Source organism: Kitasatospora sp. NPDC015121 (genome assembly GCF_055562955.1).
Genome location: NZ_JBVHEH010000004.1, coordinates 149,766 through 168,072, shown reverse-complemented (window position 1 = coordinate 168,072; position 18,307 = coordinate 149,766). Strand labels below are relative to the sequence as shown.

The following is an 18,307-nucleotide window of genomic DNA, read 5'->3' as shown; positions in this document are numbered from 1 at the left end:
GTTCTGACGGGCCGTCAGGAGCCCTGCGGGCCCGTCGGATAGTGCCAGGTGCCGCCGGGGGCGCGGTACTCCGGCAGCCAGGCCGCCAGGACCTGCGCGGACGGGTAGAACATCGGCTCGGGGAGCGCGTCCAGCGCGACGCGCTCCCAACCGGCGCACGCGTGCGGCTCGGTGACCAGCGCCTCGGCCAGGCTCGGCGGGGCCAGCACCGCCGCCGTCACCCGGGTGCGGCCCAGCTCGTGGTCGAGCAGCACCGCCAGCACCCGCATCTCCTCGGCGGGCAGCACGATGCCGGTCTCCTCGGCCAACTCCCGGGCGGCGGCCGCCTCGAAGGACTCGCCGGGGTGGTCGACCTTGCCGCCCGGCAGGCTCCAGGTCGGCGGCTCGCCGGCCGTGGTGCGCCGCCCGATCAGCACCCGCCCGTCCCCGGTCGGCACGATCACGCCCGCGCCGACCAGCGGCGGCGACGGGTGCGCCTCGGGAGGGAGCCGGAGCTGGAGCCGGGGGTCCGTCACCACTTGCCCTTCTGGTAGTCCTTCAGGAAGCAGCCGTACAGGTCCTCGCCCAGCTCGCCGCGGACGATCGGGTCGTAGACCCGGGCCGCGCCGTCCACCAGGTCGAGCGGGGCGTGGAAGCCCTCCTCGTGCAGGCGCATCTTCTCCGGGTGCGGGCGCTCGTCGGTGATCCAGCCGGTGTCCACCGCGGTCATCAGGATGCCGTCGGTCTCGAACATCTCCTGCGCGCTGGTGCGCGTCAGCATGTTCAGCGCGGCCTTCGCCATGTTGGTGTGCGGGTGGCCCGAGCCCTTGTAGCCGCGCTCGAAGACGCCCTCCATCGCCGACACGTTCACCACGTACTTGCGGCGCGCCGAGGACGCGGCGAGCGCCGGGCGCAGCTGCGAGATCAGGATGAACGGGGCGGTGGAGTTGCACAGTTGCACCTCCAGCAGCTCGATCGGGCCGACCTCGGAGACGGTCTGCACCCAGCTGTTGGTGTCCGCCAGGTCGGGCACCAGGCCGCCCGCGTCAATCGCGGTGCCGGCCGCGATCCGCTCCGGCGAGGCCGAACCCGTCACCAGCGCCAGCGAGGTGACCTCCGCGGCGCTCACCGACGGCTGCTCGCCGCGGCTCTGCCCCGGCAGGGCGGGCACGTCCACCGCGCCCGAGCCGAACCGGCCGATCACCGTCGAAGCGGGCAGCGCCCCGGCCGGCAGCGGCGCGCTCTCGGCCGCGACCAGCTCGCGGTACGCCTCGGGGGAGCGGCGCACCGTCTGCGCCGCGTTGTTGATCAGGATGTCCAGCGGGCCGTCCGCGGCGACCTCGTCCGCCAGCGCCATCACCTGCGCCGGGTCGCGCAGGTCGATGCCGACGACCTTCAGGCGGTGGATCCACTCGGCGCTGTCCGGCATCGCGGTGAAGCGGCGGATCGCGTCGTTCGGGAAGCGGGTGGTGATGGTGGTGTGCGCGCCGTCGCGCAGCAGGCACAGCGCGATGTACATGCCGATCTTGGCGCGGCCGCCGGTCAGCAGCGCGCGCTTGCCGGTCAGGTCCGCCCGGGCGTGCCGGCGGGCCCGGTTCAGCGCGGCGCAGTTCCGGCACAGCTGGTGGTAGAACGCGTCCACCTCGACGTACCGCTGCTTGCAGGTGTAGCAGGAGCGCGGGCGCTCCAGGATCCCGGCCAGCTCGGTGGTGGTCTCGGTGCTCAGCCCGAACGCGCCCGCCGTCTCGTCGTCGATCCGCCCCGGCGCGCCCGTCGCGGTCCGCGCGGTCACCGCGCGGTCGTTGGCGGTCTTCCGGGCCCGGGTCTCCTGGCGGCGGCGCTGCTTCAGGGTGCGGAAGAGCCCGCCGACCGCCAGCCGGACCCGGATCGCGTCCGGGTGGTCGACGTGGATCCCGTCCAGCTCGGCGAGCACCTCCAGGCACAGCTCCAGGCGCTCGGGGTCGATGCCCTTGCCGTAGTCGGTGTCGTCCTCGACCGGGGCGCTGCCCGGGCCGTTCTGCTGGTTCGTCACTGCCGATGCTTCCTCGATCGCCCCATCCGTACCGCCGAACTCTACGGGAGCCGCCCCCGCCGGGGCGAAGCCTGTGACCTGCCGCACGCCGCCGGGGCCGGAGTCAACCGCCCCCCAGCGACCAGGCGATGACCGACAGCGTCAGCATCGACAGCACCGTCGACACCAGCACCGCCGACCGGGCCAGCACCGGCGCCGCCCCGTACAGCCGCGCGTACACGTACACGTTCTGCGCCGTCGGCAGCGCCGACAGCAGCACCGCCGCCCGCAGCTGCGGCCCCGGCAGCCGCAGCAGCAGCGCGCCCACCGCCAGCGCGGCCAGCGGCTGCCCGACCGCCTTCACCAGCACCGCGACGGTCAGCTCGCCGCGCTCCGGGCGCTGCGCCGCCGCGCCGGGCGGGGCGTGCAGCGACAGGCCCAGGGTGACCAACGCGGCCGGGACGGCGGCCGCGCCCAGCAGCTCCGCCGAGTGCGCCAGCGGGTCCGGCAGCCGCCAGCCCGCCGCCGAGAACAGCGCGCCCAGGCCCGCGCCCAGGATCACCGGGTTGCGCAGCGGCAGCAGCGCCAGCCGCCGCAGGGCCACCCGCCACGGCCGCCGGCCGGGGGACGGCCGGGCGGCGCCGGTGGTCGTGTCCAGCACCGCCAGCACCACCGGTGTGACCAGCAGCACCTGGAACAGCAGCACCGGCGCGGCGTACGAGGCGTCGCCCAGCACCTGCGCGGCCACCGGGATGCCGAGGTTGCCCGAGTTCACGTAGCCCGCCGCCATCACCGCCACCGTCCGCTCGGCGGTGGTCCGCGCCGGGCCCCGCGCCGGGCCCCGGCCGGCGAGCAGGCCCAGCAGCGAGGCGAGGACCGTCCCGGCGGCGAAGGCCAGCACCCAGGTGTCGGCGAAGGAGGCCAGGTCGGTGCGCGCCACCACGGTGAACAGCGCGGCCGGCATCGCCACGTGGAACACGAACCGTCCGAGCACCGCCTCCGCGTCCGCCCCCAGCAGTCCGGTCCGCCCGGCCAGCCAGCCGACCGCCGTCAGCACCCAGATCGGCGCGAACGCCGCCAGCAGCCCCTCCATCCCGACCTCCCGCCGCAGTCAAGCAGGCGGGTCCGGGGGCGGGGGAGGCGGGTCGGTGCGGAGCGAAAGCGGAACGGAAGCGGACGAGCCGGGACGGAACGGGGCTGACGGGGCGTGAGCCGGGTCACGCGCGGTGCGGTCCGGGTGGTCGGGCGGCTGCGCTGGGTGGCCGGGGGGAGAGCGGCGTCACAGGGCCGGGCGGTGGCCGGGGTCACACGCCGCGCGGGGCCCGGAGGGGGGCCGAAGGGCGCGGAAGCCTTGGCGGGACCGGGCGGGGGCCGGGGAGCCGCCGGCGGGGGCGGGTGGGGCGCCGCTGTGGCCTTCTTCACAGCCGGCTCGGAATAAGGGGGGTCGGAGCCGGTGAACTCCCTTGCGGTGCAAGGGGATTCGGGATGTGAAGGAGTTGTGCAGGGCCCATCTCCGGGTGTTTGCCGCGCCGTTGGGCCTCCGGCAGTCTCGTGGTTGTGCCCCGAGCCGGTCCGAGTGCTCACGGGGCTGACACGACGCAGCGGACCGCGAGACCAGCGCGGCGCACGCGTCCCCGGTGAGCAGGAGCCGCCGGGCCGGCCGTCCCGGGCCGAGGAACCCGCACCGAGCGGGGATCCCGCACGTCCACCCGGGCTCGGCGTGACCTGGAACCGACTCTCGGAGGTACCCGAAATGCGAAGCATCAAGCACGGCCTCGGCCGACTCCCGCAGGTCCGGATGGGCCACCACCGCATGCCCGACGCCGTCCTCGGCTTCGGTCTGGTGGGCGCCATCGCCGTGGGCACCCTGCTGCCCGTCACGCAGGCGTTCGCCGGCCCGGCGTCCGGCCGCACCGACAGCGCGGCGGTCGCCGCCGCCGACACCGCGGCCACCACCGGTGGCGACGACCAGGCCGCCTCCCGCAGCGAGCAGCGCGAGCCCGTCCAGCAGCAGGAGCAGCAGGCCCAGCCCGCCCAGCAGGAGCAGGCGCAGCCCGCCCAGGAGCAGCCGCAGGCCCAGCCGGTCCAGCAGGAGCAGCCCCAGCAGCAGCCGCAGGCCCAGCCCGCCCAGCAGGAGCAGCCGAAGGCCGAGGAGCCCGCCGCCCCCGCGAAGAAGACCTACGCGAACAACCTGGACGGCTGGATCGAGGAGGCCCGCGACGTGCTGGCCGCCAACGGCAAGCACGTCCCGTCCGCGAAGGCGATGCGGGCCGCCGCGATCGCCGAGTCCTCCGGCAACCCGAACGCCCAGAACAACTGGGACTCGAACGCCAAGAAGGGCACCCCGTCGATCGGCCTCACCCAGATGATCCAGCCGACCTTCAAGGCGTACGCGCTGCCCGGCCACACGGACATCCGCAACCCCGTCGACAACCTGGTCGCCAGCTCCCGCTACTGCGACGTCCGCTACGGCAGCATGGACAACATGGCCGCCGCCCGCGGCTACGGCTCCCACTGGCGCGGCTACTGAGCCCCTCCGGAGCGGAACCCGCCCTTCTCGGCCCCCTCGGCAGCGCGCCACGCGCCGCAGGGGGCCGCGGCGCGTCCGGAGGGGCGGAGGGGTGCGGAAGGCCGCCGCCGGACCGGCCGGTGCTGCGGCTGCGGGGGCCGGCCCGGTGCCCCGACGGCACCGATGGCACCGTGGGCTCCGGGGGCCATTGGAGGATCGTACGAGGAGGTTCCGGGATCCGGGGGTGCCGGTTGTGGTGGTCTTCAGGATTCGGGCGTGAGCTGGCCCGGCGCGGGGGAATGAACGAGAATCGAACGTTGGGTGTGTGCGGCTCGGCCGCGCCGCGCCGTAACGTTTCTCCCCAGCCAGAGAGCCCCTTCATGCGCTTCCTGAACGACCTCAAGCCCGCGTACGACCTCACGTACGACGACGTCTTCATGGTCCCCAGCCGTTCCGCGGTGGGCTCCCGGCAGGGTGTCGATCTCTCCTCCAACGACGGCACCGGCACCACCATCCCGCTGGTGGTGGCGAACATGACCGCGATCGCCGGGCGGCGGATGGCCGAGACGGTGGCCCGGCGCGGCGGGCTGGTGGCGATCCCGCAGGACATCCCGATCGAGGTCGTCTCCGAGGTGATCGGCTGGGTCAAGCAGCGGCACCTGGTGCACGACACCGCGCTGACCCTCAGCCCGGGCGACACCGTCGCGGACGCCCTCTCGCTGCTGCCCAAGCGGGCGCACGGCGCGCTGGTCGTGGTCGAGGGCGGCAAGCCCGTCGGCGTGGTCACCGAGAGCGACTGCCAGGGCGTGGACCGGTTCACCAGCCTCTCCGAGGTGATGTCCCGCGACCTGCTGCTGCTCGACGAGGGCATCGACCCGCGCACCGCCTTCGACCGGCTCAACGAGGCGCACCGCAAGCTCGCCCCCGTGGTCGCCGCCGACGGCACCCTGGTCGGCATCCTGACCCGGAAGAACGCGCTGCGCGCCACCCTCTACACCCCCGCCGTCGACGCGGCCGGCCGCCTGCGGATCGCCGCCACCGTCGGCATCAACGGCGACGTGGCCGGCCGGGCCAAGGCGCTGCTGGAGGCCGGGGCCGACACGCTGGTGGTGGACACCGCGCACGGCCACCAGGAGTCGATGATCAACGCGCTGCGCGCGGTGCGCGGGCTCGACCCGCAGGTGCCGGTCGTCGCGGGCAACGTGGTCTCGGCGGACGGCGTGCGCGACCTGGTCGAGGCGGGCGCGGACATCCTCAAGGTCGGCGTCGGCCCCGGCGCGATGTGCACCACCCGGATGATGACCGGCGTCGGCCGCCCGCAGTTCTCCGCCGTCCTGGAGTGCGCCGCCGAGGCGCGCCGCCTCGGCAAGCACGTCTGGGCGGACGGCGGCGTGCGCCACCCGCGCGACGTGGCGATGGCGCTGGCCGCCGGCGCCTCCAACGTGATGGTCGGCTCCTGGTTCGCCGGCACCCTGGAGTCGCCCGGCGACCTGCAGACCACCGCGGACGGCCGCCAGTACAAGGAGAGCTTCGGCATGGCCTCGGCCCGCGCCGTGCGCAACCGCACCTCGGACGAGTCGGCCTACGACCGCGCCCGCAAGGCCCTGTTCGAGGAGGGCATCTCCACCTCGCGGATGTTCATCGACCCGGCCCGCCCGGGCGTCGAGGACCTGATCGACTCGATCGTGGCGGGCGTCCGCTCCTCCTGCACCTACGCGGGCGCGGGCGACCTGGAGGAGTTCCACCAGAAGGCGATCGTCGGCGTCCAGAGCGCGGCCGGCTACGCCGAGGGCAAGCCGCTGCACTCCAGCTGGGCGTGAGCGGCAACGGGGCGGGGCCGGCGCGCAGCGCGCCGGCCCCGCCCCGTTCCGTTCCGTTCAGAAGCCGTAGCCGTCGTCCTCCGTCCACGGGACGTCGAGGTCGTCCAGGTGCACGTGCCACGCCGCCCCCGGCAGGGCGCGGCGCAGTTCGGTCACCGCGCCCAGCACGTGGTCGATCACCGGCAGCGCCCGGTCCGGGTCGACCGGCAGCTTGGTCGAGCCGGCCAGCAGGCCGTCCGGCTCGCCGCCGCCGTCCCCGTAGAGGTGCAGGTCCTCCTCGTCCGGGTACGGGAAGGCCGCCCGGTGGGCGGCGGTGATCCGCTCGACGGCCGCCCGCTCGGCGGCGGTGAGCGGCGCCGGGCGGCGCGCGCTGTAGTAGAGGGAGACGCTCATGGGCCGAGCGTAGGGGCGGGGTGCGACAGCGCCGCCGGTCAGCGGACCCGCGGGGGCCGCCGGGTGACGGTGACGGTGCCGACCCGGTCCCCGTCCGGCGCGTGGACGTGGATCCAACCCCGGGCGAACTCGCGCAGGTCGTCGTGCTCGCCGCGCTGGTCGGGCCGCCCGAGGGGGACGTCCGCGCGAACGGGCTCGGCGGGCATGCCGTCGACGAAGGCGGCGAAGCGCTCGGCCCGGTGCCCGGCCGCGCCGATCACGACCTCGGCGACCGCGCCCCGGTGCGCCGCCAGGCGCACGCCCGGCAGGGCGCGGACGTGGGCGACCAGCGGGTGCGCCTCCGGGCGGCCCAGGACGTCCAGGAAGAGCGTGAACTCGCCGGAGCGCCAGCGGTAGGGGTCGGCCGGGAGGTCGGCGCCGCGCGGCACCGCCGTCAGCGCGCCCGGCGCCGCCGCCGGATGCGCGGAGTCGAACTCGGAGCCGTACCCGACCAGCAGGTCGCGGACGCCGTAGCGGTGCAGGTCGACGCCCCGGACGGTGGCCGACGGTGGGCCGAGCACGGCGTGCACCTCGGCCCGGGAGCCGGGGAGCAGGCCGGCGGCGGGCCGGCGGACGCCCAGCACCCGGCCGTCCTCGCTCTGCACCTCGGTGCCGCCGTCGAACACCAGCAGCCGCCGGGAGGACCCGGACGAGGCCGCCCAGCGCCGGTGCGCGCCGCCGGCCGCCCGGGCCACCGCGCGGAAGGCCTCCCCCTGCTCGGGCTCGCCGAGCACGGCGAGCAGCGCGCCGACCGGGCCCTCCGGCAGCGGCCGGGGAGCCGGGCGCTCCAGGGCGACGGTGGCCAGGCCGCCGTCGACGTACCCGAGCCGGACGCGGTCGCCCTCGACGGCGTGCACGTCGCCGTCCGGGCCGCCGTCCGCCGGGAGCGGTTCGCCCAGGACGGCGCGGGCCCGCGCGCGGTCGCTGCCCGGGCCCAGGCCGCCGATCAGCGCGGCCGGGCGCGGGTAGGCGCCGTCGCCGGTGAGGCGGAACGCCGCGGTGCCGGTGCCGGCGGCGAGGGCGCGGGAGACGGCGGCGGGCGGGCCGTCGGGCGGTCCGTCCAGCGCGTCGACGTGCCACCAGAGTTCGCCCTCGAAGCGGGGCGGCAGCGGGCGGGCCCGGGCCGGGGACCAGCGCTCCGGCGACCAGGAGCCGCCGCCCGGGTGGAACAGCAGCAGGTCGTCGTGCCCGCCCCGCCAGCACTCGCCCTCGAACGGGCCCAGCCACTCGCCGGCCAGCGCCGTCGCGTACTGCTCGTCGGTCAGCGCGAACAGGGCGTCCGCGGAGCCGTGGCCGACCTGCTGGTCGACGCCGATCCAGGCCCGGCCGGTGGACAGTTCGACGCCGAGGCTCGGCCGCCGGGCGACCTGCACGAAGGACCGGGGGTCCGGCTGGTGGTGCTTGGGCATCGGCGTTCCGTCCCGTCCGACGGCCCCCGGCGGGAGCGCGGGGTTCCGGGCACCATCATCGGGGACGGGTCCGTCAGTTCGGGCCGAACGGGGTCAGCAGGGCGCGGCTGACCATCCCGACCGAGCCGGACAGGGCGTCGGCCACCAGCGCGCGGGCGGGCGGCAGGCGGCGCAGCTCCCAGAGGGCGAGCACGGAGGCCCAGGCGGCGTCCCGGGCCCGGTCGATCGACCAGACGCCGACCACGTGCATCAGCGGGTCGGCCACCGGCAGGTCGTCCGGGCCGGGCAGCAGCGCGTCGCGGACCCGGTCCTCGACCCGGGCGAGCAGGTCGTTGATCCGCAGGTAGTCGGCGTGCAGCCGGTCCGGGGTGCGGCCGGTGCGGCGGCAGGTCTCCAGGACGGCGAGCGGGAGGTCGTTCTCGATGTGGGCGTTCATCCCGGCCAGCGCGAACTGCAGCGGGTGGATGCCCGCGGCGGCGCGCAGCTCGAACAGCGGCCGCCAGCAGGCGGCCGGGCGGCGGCCGGCCAGGTCGTCGTCGACGGCGGCGAGGTAGCGGGCGGCGAAGACGGCGTCCAGCTCGGCCATGGTGGCGGGGTCGTCGAAGTACGCGGTGGCGAGCTGCTCGCGCACCAGGCGGGTGACGGTCAGGTACACCGCGTTGAACACGGCGACGCCGTCACCGGGCGGGAGTTCGGCGGCCAGCCCCGCCATCCGGTCGACCACCTGGTCCACCGTCAGCACCGGTGCGGTCATGCGGGTCCTCCTCGCGGGCGGGCGATCGGTCGGACAAGCGGATGGTGGGCTGATACCCCGTCACCTTCGCAGGCCGTACCGCCGCTGCCAAGGCGCACGCGTGGTGCGGGCGGGTGGAAAACGGGGCGGCCCCGGCGGGGAGGAGCGGCGACGGACAATCCGGGTGCGCGCGGCGGGGCGGGTGGGGCAGGATGGGCGGCGACGGCGCTGCCGGGCGCACCTCGCGCTCCCGCCGTCCCCTGTCCCCGGAGGCTCGCGTGGTGAAGCGATATTAGTGGCGGTGCACACCGCCCCGCGGTCCGCCCCTCCTGCGGGTGACCGAGCCTCCCGGTTCCCCTTCCGGACGTTCCCGCCGACGCCTCGACCCGCCTTCCGCGGGCGGGGCGCCGGCGCGGTCCGGCCACCGCTGCCGCGAGTCGTGGGCGGCCGCCCCTCCGCGGGCCGGCCGGCACCCCCTGCCGTCCGGCCTCCTCCGAGCCCCCCCAGCACCCCCGTTCGCGCCGCGCGGCCGTGCCCTGCCGCCGCGCCGTGCGCCGACGCCCCCCCCGAGAGGACGGCCATGACCGCCACCACCACCGCCACCGCGTTCGACCGGAGCGTCCGGCAACTGCGTGAACTGATCGAGGACGAGGGGGAGTGGCGGGAGGGCCCGGAGCTGGCCCGGCTGCTCGGGCTGCTCGCGGGGCGCCGCGCCGCCGACCTGTCCGGGCTGCCCGCCCGGCGGCAGGCCGAACTGCTCGGGGCGCGGGCCGCGCGGGTGCTGCCCGGGAGCGGGCGGCTGGCCGAACTGCTGTCGCTGGGGCGGCCGTTGACGGTCAAGTTCGGCATCGACCCGACGGGCGCGGAGGTGCACCTCGGGCACGCCGTCCCGATGATCCTGGCCAGCCGGCTCCAGCGGATGGGCCACCGGGTGGTGTTCCTGGTCGGCGACGTCACCGCCCGGATCGGCGACCCGTCCGGCCGCAGCGCCGAACGGCCGCCGCTCACCGGGGAGGACGTGCGGCGCAACGTCGCCACCTACCGGCAGCAGGTCGGGCCGTTCTTCGACTTCGAACGGGCGGAGTTCCGGTTCAACGGCGAGTGGCTGGAGCCGATGACGCTGCCGCGCTTCCTGGAGGTGCTCGCCCGGCTGCCCGCCTCCGCCGCGCTCCAGCGCGAGGACTTCCGCAACCGGCTCGCCGAGGGCAGCGGGCTGACCCTGGCCGAGCTCGTCTACTCCGTGGTGATGGCGCTCGACTCGGTGGAACTCGTCGCGGACGTCGAACTCGGCGGCCTCGACCAGCTGCTGAACCTGCAGATGTGCCGCCGGGTGATGAGCGCGAGCGGGCAGCAGCCCGAAGTGGTGCTCGCCACCGGGCTGATCGAGGGCACCGACGGCACCGGCGCCAAGATGAGCAAGTCCCGGAACAACTACGTCGGGCTGGGGTTCCCCGCCGAGGAGATGTTCGGCCGGCTGATGTCCTGCGCGGACCGGCTGCTGCCCGCCTACCTGCGCGCGCTCACCGAACTCCTCGACGAGGAGGTCGACCTGCTGCTCGCCCAGGTCGACGACGGCCGCCGGCACCCGATGGCCGTGAAGACCCTGCTGGCCGCCGCCGTCACCGCCACCGTCCACGGCGAGCCGGCCGCGCTCGCCGCGCGGGACGCCTTCCGGGCGCGGTTCTCGGTCCGCCGCTACTCCCAGGCGGGGCCGCTGCCCGCCGTCGACTCCGCCGCGCACGGCGCGGCGACGCTCGGCGAACTGCTGGTCGGGGTCAGCGGCGAGCTCCCCAGCCTCAACCAGGTCCGCCGGGTCGCCGAGGCGGGCGGCCTCCGGCTCGTCGTCGAACACACCGACGGCGCGCGGCGGACCGTCCCGCTCGGCCGCGCCGACGCCGACGAACGGCTGCGGGTCGTGCTGGGCGCGCACGACCTGGCGCGGCCGCAGGCGACCCGGCGGGTGTTCCTGCGCTGCGGGCGGAAGGTGGTCGAGCTGGCCTGAGGACCTCGGCGCGGACGCGGACGGCGGTGGTGCGGCGGTGCGCGGCGGTGCGGAGGAAGGGTGAAGGGATGGTGGGGGAACGCGCGCCTAGCACCAGCGGTCGGGAACGGTCGGAAGTTTGCCGCAAGCGCCGCTCGTCCGGGTGAATCCGGCGCGGGGGGCTACTGCGGGGGCGCGTGGTGCGACAAGCCTATGAGTCGGGCGCGGGGCGGTGCGAACCGTTCCGCCGGGCGCCGTTCGAGCCTTCCCACCAGCGCAACTCTCCTGGGGGAAAAGAACTCTGACGGCCCGTCAGACGCACCGTGCACCGGCTATGCTGCTTCGCGCCCCGGGCCCCGCCGCACCGCCCGGCCCCGCCCGCACCCCCGTCCCCCCGAGCGTATGAGGAAGCCGATGCTTCGAGCCGGATCGTCACCAGACGGATCGTCGTCAGGAGGACGGCTGCCCGCGGCCGTCCTGGTCTGCCTGCTGCCCGCGGTGGTGATCGGCGCGGCCGTCGGCCTCGCCGCCGCGGCCCCGGGCGCGGCGACCTCGGGGATCATCGGGTGCGGGCTGGTGGGCGCCCTGGCGGTGGCGGTCGCCGGGTACGAGGCGGTGCGCCGGGGCCGCGCGCTGGAACTGCTCCGCGAGGACGCCGAGCGGCGGGACGCCGAGCACCGGCACCGCCTCGCCCGGCAGCAGGCCGGCATGCTCGAACTCGCCCGGAACGAACTCCCGCAGGCCGTCGCCCGGATGCAGGGCGGCGAGTTCATCACCGACGTGCTCCGCTCCTACGAGCAGCAGCACGTCAACAACGCGGGCGACGAGTTCCACGACTTCCGGTACGCGGTGCTGCGCGCCGTCCTCGACGCCGTCGACAACGAGGAGGCGATGCGCGAGTCCGCGCAGCGCGCCTTCGTCAACATCGCCCGCCGGGTGCAGGCGATCGTCCACCGGCAGGCCATCGACCTGCGCAAGATGGAGGACCGGCACGGCGACGACCCCGCCGTCTTCGACGACCTGCTGCTGCTCGACCACGGCAACGCGCTGATCGGCCGCCTCGCCGACTCGATCGCCGTGCTCGGCGGCGCCCGCCCCGGCCGCCAGTGGAACAACCCCGTCCCGCTGTACAGCGTGCTGCGCGGCGGCATCTCCCGGATCCTCGACTTCCGCCGGGTCGAACTGCACCCGGTCTCCGAGGTCGCCGTGGTCGGCCCCGCCGTCGAACCGCTGATCCACGCGCTCGCCGAACTCCTCGACAACGCCACCCGCTACTCGCCGCCGCAGACCAGCGTCCACCTCACCGCCGTCGAGGTGCAGACCGGCATCGCGATCGAGATCGAGGACGGCGGCCTCAGCCTCGGCGAGGAGGGCCGCGCCCGGGCCGAGCGGATGCTCGCCGAGGCCGAGTCCGGCATCGACCTGAACGGCCTCGGCGAGGCCCCCCGGCTCGGCCTCGCGGTGGTCGGCCGACTGGCCCGCGCGTACGGCTTCCAGGTCTCGCTGCGCCCGTCCGCGTACGGCGGCGTGCGGGCCGTGCTGATCGTGCCCGAGGCCTACATCACCACCGCGCCCGCGCCCAGCCGCGCCCACGGCATCGGCCGGATCGCCACCACCACCCCGCTGGCCTTCCCCGCGCACGCCGGACAGGCCGCGAGCGAGGCCTACCCGGCCACCGGCGACACGGTCGACACCCCGCCGCGCCGCCGCCCCGCCGCCGCGACCCACACCCCCGCCGGGGGCTTCGCGGCCACCGCGGCCTTCCCCCGGGTCGCCGCGCCGACCGCCGCGGCTCCCGCCGCGTACGAGGACGACGTGCCCGTGGTGCTGGAGCGCACCGCGAACGGGCTGCCGCAGCGCCGCCGGCACGCCGCCCCGTCCCGCTTCGGCGCGGCCCCGGCCGCCGCCCGCCCGCCGCAGCCCGCGCCCGCCCCGGCGGCCCCGGCCCCGCTCCCGGCACCGCAGACCCCCACACCCGCATCCGCCCCCGAGCCGGTCCAGCCCGGCCTGTGGCTGGCCGCCTTCACCAACGGCGTGAACGGCACCGCGCCGACCGCCGGACCGGTCGGCGGCCCCGGCCACGCCAGTGACGAGTCAGCAGGGAAAGGCGACAAGTGATTCAGCAACGGACCAACATGGACTGGCTGCTCAGGGACCTCGCGGAGACCGTTCCGTGCATCCGGCACGTCATCGTGCTGTCCGCCGACGGCCTGCGGCTGGCCCAGCACGGCACCGACCCCGACACCGCGGACCGGCTGGCCGCCGCCTGCGCCGGGCTGCAGAGCCTGGCCAACGCGGTCGGCCACGAGTTCCCGGACGGCGACGGCCGGATGCGGCTGGTGGTGATCGAGGTCGGCGGCGGGTTCTTCTACCTGATGGCGGCCGGCTCCCGGGCCTACCTGGCCGTCCTCGCCGACGAGGGCGTGGACGCCGGACTGGTCGGGCAGCGGATGCGTGACCTGGTCGCCCGGATCGGCGAGCACCTCACCACGCCCGTCCGCGGCAGCGAGCAGATCGCGTGACCCGCGCCGCCGCCCCGCCCGCCCGCCGGCCGGCCGGGACGGACGCCCTCCCGACGCGCGGCCGGACCGCGTTAGCGCGGCGACCGGGCGCGCCGGACGGACCGCCGGGCGGCTCGGGGCGCGGCTCCGGGCGCGGCTCGCCGGGAGGCCCGGCGTGCGGACCGCCGGGCGGCAGCGCGGGAACCACTGGAACCACCGGAACACCGCCGGCGGGCCGACCGGCCGCCGACCACACCGAGGTGCGGGGATGAGCAACCAGGACTGGGCGGACGCCAACCCGGAGCGGCTGTACGTGATCAGCGGGGGGCGCGACCGGAAGTCCGCCACCGCCGGGTTCGACCTGGTCACCCTGGTGGTCGCCCGGGCCCGGCCGGAGCCCACCATGCAGCCCGAGCACGCCGCGATCCTGCGGATCTGCGGCTCCCCGCTGTCGGTCGCCGAGATCTCCGCCTACCTGCGGCTGCCGAACAGCCTGGTCACCGTCCTGCTGGCGGACCTGCTCGCCGAGCGCCGGATCGAGGTCCGCGCCCCGGTCCCGCCGGCCGCCCTTCCCGACCTTTCCCTGCTGGAGGCAGTGATCCATGGACTTCAACGGCTCTGAGCCGCGCGGGCCGCGCGAGGCCGACCGGCTTCCGGCCGGCATGGCCACCGCCGTCAAGGTGGTCGTCGTCGGCGGCTTCGGGGTCGGCAAGACCACCCTGGTCGGCGCGGTCAGCGAGATCCGCCCGCTGACCACCGAGGAGACCATGACCGAGGCCGGCGTCGGCATCGACGACCTGGCCGGGGTGGAGCGGAAGAACTCCACCACCGTCGCGATGGACTTCGGCCGGATCACCATCAGCGACGAACTGGTGCTGTACGTCTTCGGCACCCCCGGCCAGGAGCGGTTCTGGTTCCTCTGGAACGGCCTGTTCGAGGGCGCGCTCGGCGCCGTCGTGCTGGTCGACACCCGCCGCCTGGAGGTGTCCTTCGACGTGCTCGGCCGGCTGGAGGACCGCGGCGTGCCGTTCGTGGTCGCGCTGAACGGCTTCCCCGAGTCGCCCGGGTACCCCGTCGAGGAGTTGCGCGCCGCGCTCGACCTGCCGCACCACGTCCCGATCGTGCAGTGCGACGCCCGCTCCCGGGAGTCCAGCCGGGACGTCCTGATGGCCCTGATGCGCTACCTGTACGACCTCGCCGCCCGGCCCGCCGCCGCCCACTCGGCAGTCTGACGGATCGTCAACTCCCTTCTTCGACACCGGAGTCACCCCTTGACGTACGAAGCGTACGAAGCGTACGACGAGCAGCACGCCCACCGGGGCGCGCCCGTCCCGCCGCCCGGCTGCCCCGCCCACCGCGCCTCCGGCGGGGGCGGGCCGCAGGACGGCGGGCTGCTGCGGCTGTTCGGCCCCGAGGCCGAGGCCGACCCGGCCGGCTTCTACGAGAAGCTGCGCGCCGAACACGGCGAGGTCGCGCCCGTCCTGCTGCACGGCGACCTGCCGGCCTGGCTGGTGCTCGGCTACTCGGCCAACCTGACCGCGATGCGCACCCCCTCCCGGTTCTCCCGGGACTCCCGGCGCTGGACCGAGTTCAAGCAGGGCCGGGTCGCCCCCGACTCCCCGGTGCTGCCGGTGATCGCCTGGCAGCCGACCTGCTCCTTCGTCGACGGCGAGGAGCACCGCCGGCTGCGCACCGCCGTCACCGACGGCCTGAACCGCTTCGACCGGCGCGGCATGCGGCGCTACGTCACCCGGTTCTCCGACCAGCTGATCGCCGACTTCGGCGACGGCGGCCGGGCCGACCTGGTCTCCCAGTTCGCCGAGCACCTGCCGATGCTGGTGATGACCCAACTCCTCGGCATGCCCGAGGAGTACGGCCCCCGGCTGGTCGAGGCCGCCCGCGACCTGGTCCGGGGCACCGAGACGGCCGTCGCCAGCAACGAGTACGTGGTCGAGTCGCTGCGCCGCACCGTGCAGCGCAAGCGCGCCGAACCCGGGCAGGACCTGGTCACCTGGCTGATCGAGCACCCCTCCGGGCTGAACGAGGAGGAGGTGCTGGAACACCTGCGCTCGGTGCTGCTCGCCGCCAACGAGACCACCATCAACCTGATCTCCGAGACGCTGAAGATGGTGCTCACCGACAGCCGCTTCCGCGCCCACCTCTCCGGCGGCCAGATGACCCTGCCGGACGCCCTCGACCAGGTCCTGTGGGACTCGCCGCCGTTCATGCTGGTGCCGGGCCGCTGGGCGACCGGCGACACCGAGCTCGGCGGACGCGCGATCAAGGCCGGCGACATGCTGCTGCTCGGCGTCGCCGCGGGCAACGCCGACCCGGCGGTCCGGCCCGACCTGGACACCCCGCTGTTCGGCAACCGCTCGCACCTGGCGTTCGGCAGCGGCCCGCACGAGTGCCCCGGCCAGGAGATCGGCCGGGCGATCGCCGAATCCGGCATCGACATCCTGCTCACCCGGCTGCCCGACCTGCAACTCTCGGTCGAGGAAGACGAGTTGCAGTGGCGCGGGAACTGGATGTCGCGGCACCTGACCGCGCTGCCGGCCCGCTTCACCCCGCTCGGCGAGCTGCACCCGCACCAGCCGGCGGGCGGCGCCGACACGACGGTGTCCACGCCGGCCCCGGCGGTGCCGGTGCCCGCGCCCGCGCAGCTGCAGGCGCCGATTCCCGGACAGCGCTCCGGGGCGTCCGCCGCCGTGCCGACGCCGCCGCTGCCGCCCGTGCCCCCCGCGCCGCCCGCGGTGCCCCCGCAGCGGCGCGGCTGGTGGAGCGCCCTGCTGGCCCGACTGCGCGGCTGAGCGGGCCGGGTCCGAGCAGGCCGGGGCCGAGTGGGTCGGGGCCGAGCGGGTCGGGGGAGGGGAACGAGGAGGCCGGGGAAGGGAGTTCGGGGCTCAGAACGGCCAGGCCGGGCCGCCGACCGCCAGCAGGCCGAGCAGCGCGGCCGCGATCAGCAGCAGCACGGCCAGTTCCCACCAGAGCAGCCGCCGGTCGGGGCGCCGCCGCCACGGTCGGGAGGACCGGAACCACGTGGTTCTGGTCCCGGTCGGCCCGGCGCCGCCCCGGGAAGACCGGGCCCACGGCACCGCCTACCCCACCGCCTACCGCACCGCCCGCCGCGTCGCCGCCCGGGCCGCAGCCGCCTCGGCGAAGGCGCGGACGAACGGGTGCGGGCCCTCGTGCTCCGGGGTCAGCTCCGGCTGGAACAGCGAGGCCAGCCAGAACGGGTGCGACGGGAGCTCGGCGACCCGCACCTCACCGTCCGGGTCGTGCCCGGTGAACCGCATCCCGTGCGCCCGCAGCACCTCCAGGTAGTCCGGCGCGAGCGTGTAGCCGCAGTTGTAGCGGGCGGTGACCCGCTCGGCGCCGAGCAGCCCGGCCGCCGCCGAACCCGGCACCAGCCGGATCCCGCCCTCCTGCCGGTACAGCGAGCAGGACAGCGGGACGATCAGCAGCTCCTCGCCCTCGGGCTGCTGCTCGGCGTGCGCCGCCCCGCCGATCCCGCACGCGTGCCGGGCGAACTCCAGCACCGCGTGCTGGAACCCGCCGCACGTCCCGAGGAACGGCACCCCCCGCTCCCGCGCCGTCCGGGCCGCCGCCACCGCCCCCGCCTCGCTCCGGTAGGGACTCCCCGGCACCAGCCACACCCCGTCGAACCCGGCCAGCTCCGCCGCGTCCACCTCGTCCGTCCCGATCCAGTACGGCTCGACGACCGGCCCGCCCGCCTCCGACAGCGCCGCCAGCATCCGCGGCCCCCCTCGGTGCGCCGGAACGTGCGGGGAGCGGTCGCCGACCAGGGCGACCCGGACGGTGTGCGCGGTGTGTTCGATCTCCATGGCCGGCCATCCTGACCGCGCCCCGCCCCGACGGTCCAACGCGCGTTCCTGCTGGCCCATCAGCACCACTGATCGGCCCCTCCGGCCCCGGGCGCACACTGGGGGTGTGGATTCGCACCTGCTCAGGACCCTCGTCACGGTCGCCCGGCTCGGCTCGTTCTCCGCCGCCGCGCTGGAGCTCGGCTACACCCAGTCCGCGGTGTCGCAGCAGATCGCCGCGCTGGAGGCCGAGTTGGGCGCGGCGTTGCTGCACCGGCGTCCGGTCCGGCCGACCGTCGCCGGGGAGCGGATGCTGGAGCACGCCCGGCTGCTGCTGGAGCGGATGGACGCGGCCCGGGCCGACGTGCGCCGCAGCACGCTCCCCGAGCGGCCCGAACTCCTGCTCGCCGCCTCCCCGTTGGGGATGGACGCGACGGTGGTCCGGGCGCTCGCCCGGGTCCGGGCGGCCGAGCCGCGGCTGCGGGTCCGGGTCCGGGTGCTGGGCCGGCGGGCGGTGGCCGCCGAGGTCGCGGCGGGCCGGTGCGCGATCGGCGTCACCGACGGCTACGCGGCGCCCGGCGGGCCGCTCGCGCTGGGCGACCTCGGGCCGGTCCGGCAGGCCGGACTGGGCGAGGAGCCGTGCGCGGTGCTCTGCCCGGCCGGGCACCCGCTGCGCCACCGCCCCGACGTCGACCTCGGGCAACTCGCCGACGCCGCCTGGCTGGACGCGCCCGGCGTCGCCGCCCCGCTCGACGAATTGCGCGCCGCCACCGGCGGCGGCGCCTTCCCGGTCGCCGCCGACTACGACGGCCTCGACCCGGCCGGGCTGCTCGCCCTGTCCGCCGCGGGCCACGGCCTCGCCGTCCTGCCCCGCACGCTGGCCGCGACCGCCGGGGCGGTGGCCCTGCCGGTCCGTGCGCCCCGGCTGGCGCACCGCCGGGAGGTGCTCTTCCCGCCGGTGCTGGACGCGCCGGCCCGCGCCTTCCTGGACGCGCTGCCGCGCGGGGGCCGGACCCTTCCCCCCGGGGCGACCCGCTGACCGGACGGGAGGGCGGCGGGTCGCCCCGGGGGAACGGCCCGGGGGGAACGCCCCGGGGGAACGGCCCGG

At 76.1% G+C, this 18,307-nt stretch carries 17 protein-coding genes; 9 read left to right on the top strand and 8 right to left on the bottom strand.

Translation table 11 applies throughout. From position 1 onward, the window contains the following. Positions 1 to 14: 14 nt before the first annotated feature. The 3 genes from ACZ3J7_RS06710 to ACZ3J7_RS06700 form a co-directional block, all read right to left on the bottom strand. The gene (locus tag ACZ3J7_RS06710) at positions 15 to 515 is read right to left on the bottom strand and encodes a nucleotide triphosphate diphosphatase NUDT15 (protein ID WP_465617551.1); all 501 of its coding nucleotides are present in this window, start codon (positions 513 to 515) and stop codon (positions 15 to 17) included. After that, on the bottom strand, positions 512 to 2,011 hold the full coding sequence (locus ACZ3J7_RS06705; protein WP_465617549.1) for an SDR family NAD(P)-dependent oxidoreductase: 1,500 nt from the start codon (positions 2,009 to 2,011) through the stop codon (positions 512 to 514). Before ACZ3J7_RS06705 ends, ACZ3J7_RS06710 begins: the two co-directional genes overlap by 4 nt. Positions 2,012 to 2,114: 103 nt before the next feature. After that, positions 2,115 to 3,083 carry an AEC family transporter gene (locus ACZ3J7_RS06700; RefSeq protein ID WP_465617547.1) on the bottom strand — a complete coding sequence of 323 codons (969 nt, stop codon included), beginning with the start codon at positions 3,081 to 3,083 and terminating at the stop codon, positions 2,115 to 2,117. A 660-nt stretch (positions 3,084 to 3,743) separates the two neighbouring features. On the opposite strand from ACZ3J7_RS06700, the gene ACZ3J7_RS06695 reads away from it, so the two are divergent. Together ACZ3J7_RS06695 and ACZ3J7_RS06690 are read left to right on the top strand one after the other, a co-directional pair. After that, positions 3,744 to 4,520 (top strand): transglycosylase SLT domain-containing protein, encoded by a 777-nt coding sequence (locus ACZ3J7_RS06695; RefSeq protein ID WP_465617545.1) that lies wholly within the window; start codon positions 3,744 to 3,746, stop codon positions 4,518 to 4,520. 359 nt (positions 4,521 to 4,879) lie between these two features. Next, the gene (locus tag ACZ3J7_RS06690; protein WP_465617543.1) at positions 4,880 to 6,319 is read left to right on the top strand and encodes a GuaB1 family IMP dehydrogenase-related protein; all 1,440 of its coding nucleotides are present in this window, start codon (positions 4,880 to 4,882) and stop codon (positions 6,317 to 6,319) included. Between the two features lie 57 nt (positions 6,320 to 6,376). On the opposite strand, the gene ACZ3J7_RS06685 is transcribed toward ACZ3J7_RS06690, so the two are convergent. The 3 genes from ACZ3J7_RS06685 to ACZ3J7_RS06675 all read right to left on the bottom strand — a co-directional run bounded on the left by ACZ3J7_RS06685 (position 6,377) and on the right by ACZ3J7_RS06675 (position 8,914). After that, entirely contained in the window at positions 6,377 to 6,712 is a 336-nt protein-coding gene (locus ACZ3J7_RS06685; protein WP_465617541.1) for a hypothetical protein, read from the bottom strand. Positions 6,713 to 6,750: 38 nt separating this feature from the next. Next, on the bottom strand, positions 6,751 to 8,160 hold the full coding sequence (locus tag ACZ3J7_RS06680) for a hypothetical protein (protein WP_465617539.1): 1,410 nt from the start codon (positions 8,158 to 8,160) through the stop codon (positions 6,751 to 6,753). A gap of 73 nt (positions 8,161 to 8,233) precedes the next feature. Continuing rightward, positions 8,234 to 8,914 carry a DUF5995 family protein gene (locus tag ACZ3J7_RS06675; protein WP_465617537.1) on the bottom strand — a complete coding sequence of 227 codons (681 nt, stop codon included), beginning with the start codon at positions 8,912 to 8,914 and terminating at the stop codon, positions 8,234 to 8,236. A 559-nt stretch (positions 8,915 to 9,473) separates the two neighbouring features. Here ACZ3J7_RS06675 and tyrS point away from each other — a divergent pair. The 6 genes from tyrS (at position 9,474) to ACZ3J7_RS06645 (ending at position 16,185) form a co-directional block, all read left to right on the top strand. Then, positions 9,474 to 10,895, top strand: a complete 1,422-nt coding sequence (gene tyrS, locus ACZ3J7_RS06670; RefSeq protein WP_465617535.1) for a tyrosine--tRNA ligase — start codon at positions 9,474 to 9,476, stop codon at positions 10,893 to 10,895. A 393-nt stretch (positions 10,896 to 11,288) separates the two neighbouring features. After that, positions 11,289 to 12,992 carry a sensor histidine kinase gene (locus ACZ3J7_RS06665; RefSeq protein ID WP_465617533.1) on the top strand — a complete coding sequence of 568 codons (1,704 nt, stop codon included), beginning with the start codon at positions 11,289 to 11,291 and terminating at the stop codon, positions 12,990 to 12,992. After that, positions 12,989 to 13,396, top strand: coding sequence for a roadblock/LC7 domain-containing protein (locus ACZ3J7_RS06660; RefSeq protein WP_465617531.1), 408 nt, complete (start codon positions 12,989 to 12,991; stop codon positions 13,394 to 13,396). The genes ACZ3J7_RS06665 and ACZ3J7_RS06660 overlap by 4 nt, the downstream gene beginning before the upstream one ends. Positions 13,397 to 13,643: 247 nt before the next feature. Continuing rightward, the gene (locus ACZ3J7_RS06655; protein WP_100835214.1) at positions 13,644 to 13,997 is read left to right on the top strand and encodes a DUF742 domain-containing protein; all 354 of its coding nucleotides are present in this window, start codon (positions 13,644 to 13,646) and stop codon (positions 13,995 to 13,997) included. Continuing rightward, positions 13,978 to 14,607 carry a GTP-binding protein gene (locus ACZ3J7_RS06650; protein WP_465617529.1) on the top strand — a complete coding sequence of 210 codons (630 nt, stop codon included), beginning with the start codon at positions 13,978 to 13,980 and terminating at the stop codon, positions 14,605 to 14,607. Before ACZ3J7_RS06655 ends, ACZ3J7_RS06650 begins: the two co-directional genes overlap by 20 nt. Before the next feature lie 39 nt (positions 14,608 to 14,646). Further along, on the top strand, positions 14,647 to 16,185 hold the full coding sequence (locus ACZ3J7_RS06645) for a cytochrome P450 (protein WP_465617527.1): 1,539 nt from the start codon (positions 14,647 to 14,649) through the stop codon (positions 16,183 to 16,185). A 93-nt stretch (positions 16,186 to 16,278) separates the two neighbouring features. Here ACZ3J7_RS06645 and ACZ3J7_RS06640 read toward each other — a convergent pair whose 3' ends face one another. Next, complete coding sequence (locus tag ACZ3J7_RS06640) at positions 16,279 to 16,470, bottom strand: hypothetical protein (protein ID WP_465617525.1); 192 nt, start codon at positions 16,468 to 16,470, stop codon at positions 16,279 to 16,281. A 15-nt stretch (positions 16,471 to 16,485) separates the two neighbouring features. Beyond that, positions 16,486 to 17,220, bottom strand: coding sequence for a CTP synthase C-terminal region-related (seleno)protein (locus ACZ3J7_RS06635; protein ID WP_465617523.1), 735 nt, complete (start codon positions 17,218 to 17,220; stop codon positions 16,486 to 16,488). A 106-nt stretch (positions 17,221 to 17,326) separates the two neighbouring features. On the opposite strand from ACZ3J7_RS06635, the gene ACZ3J7_RS06630 reads away from it, so the two are divergent. Beyond that, complete coding sequence (locus ACZ3J7_RS06630) at positions 17,327 to 18,238, top strand: LysR family transcriptional regulator (protein ID WP_465617521.1); 912 nt, start codon at positions 17,327 to 17,329, stop codon at positions 18,236 to 18,238. Positions 18,239 to 18,307 lie beyond the last annotated feature (69 nt).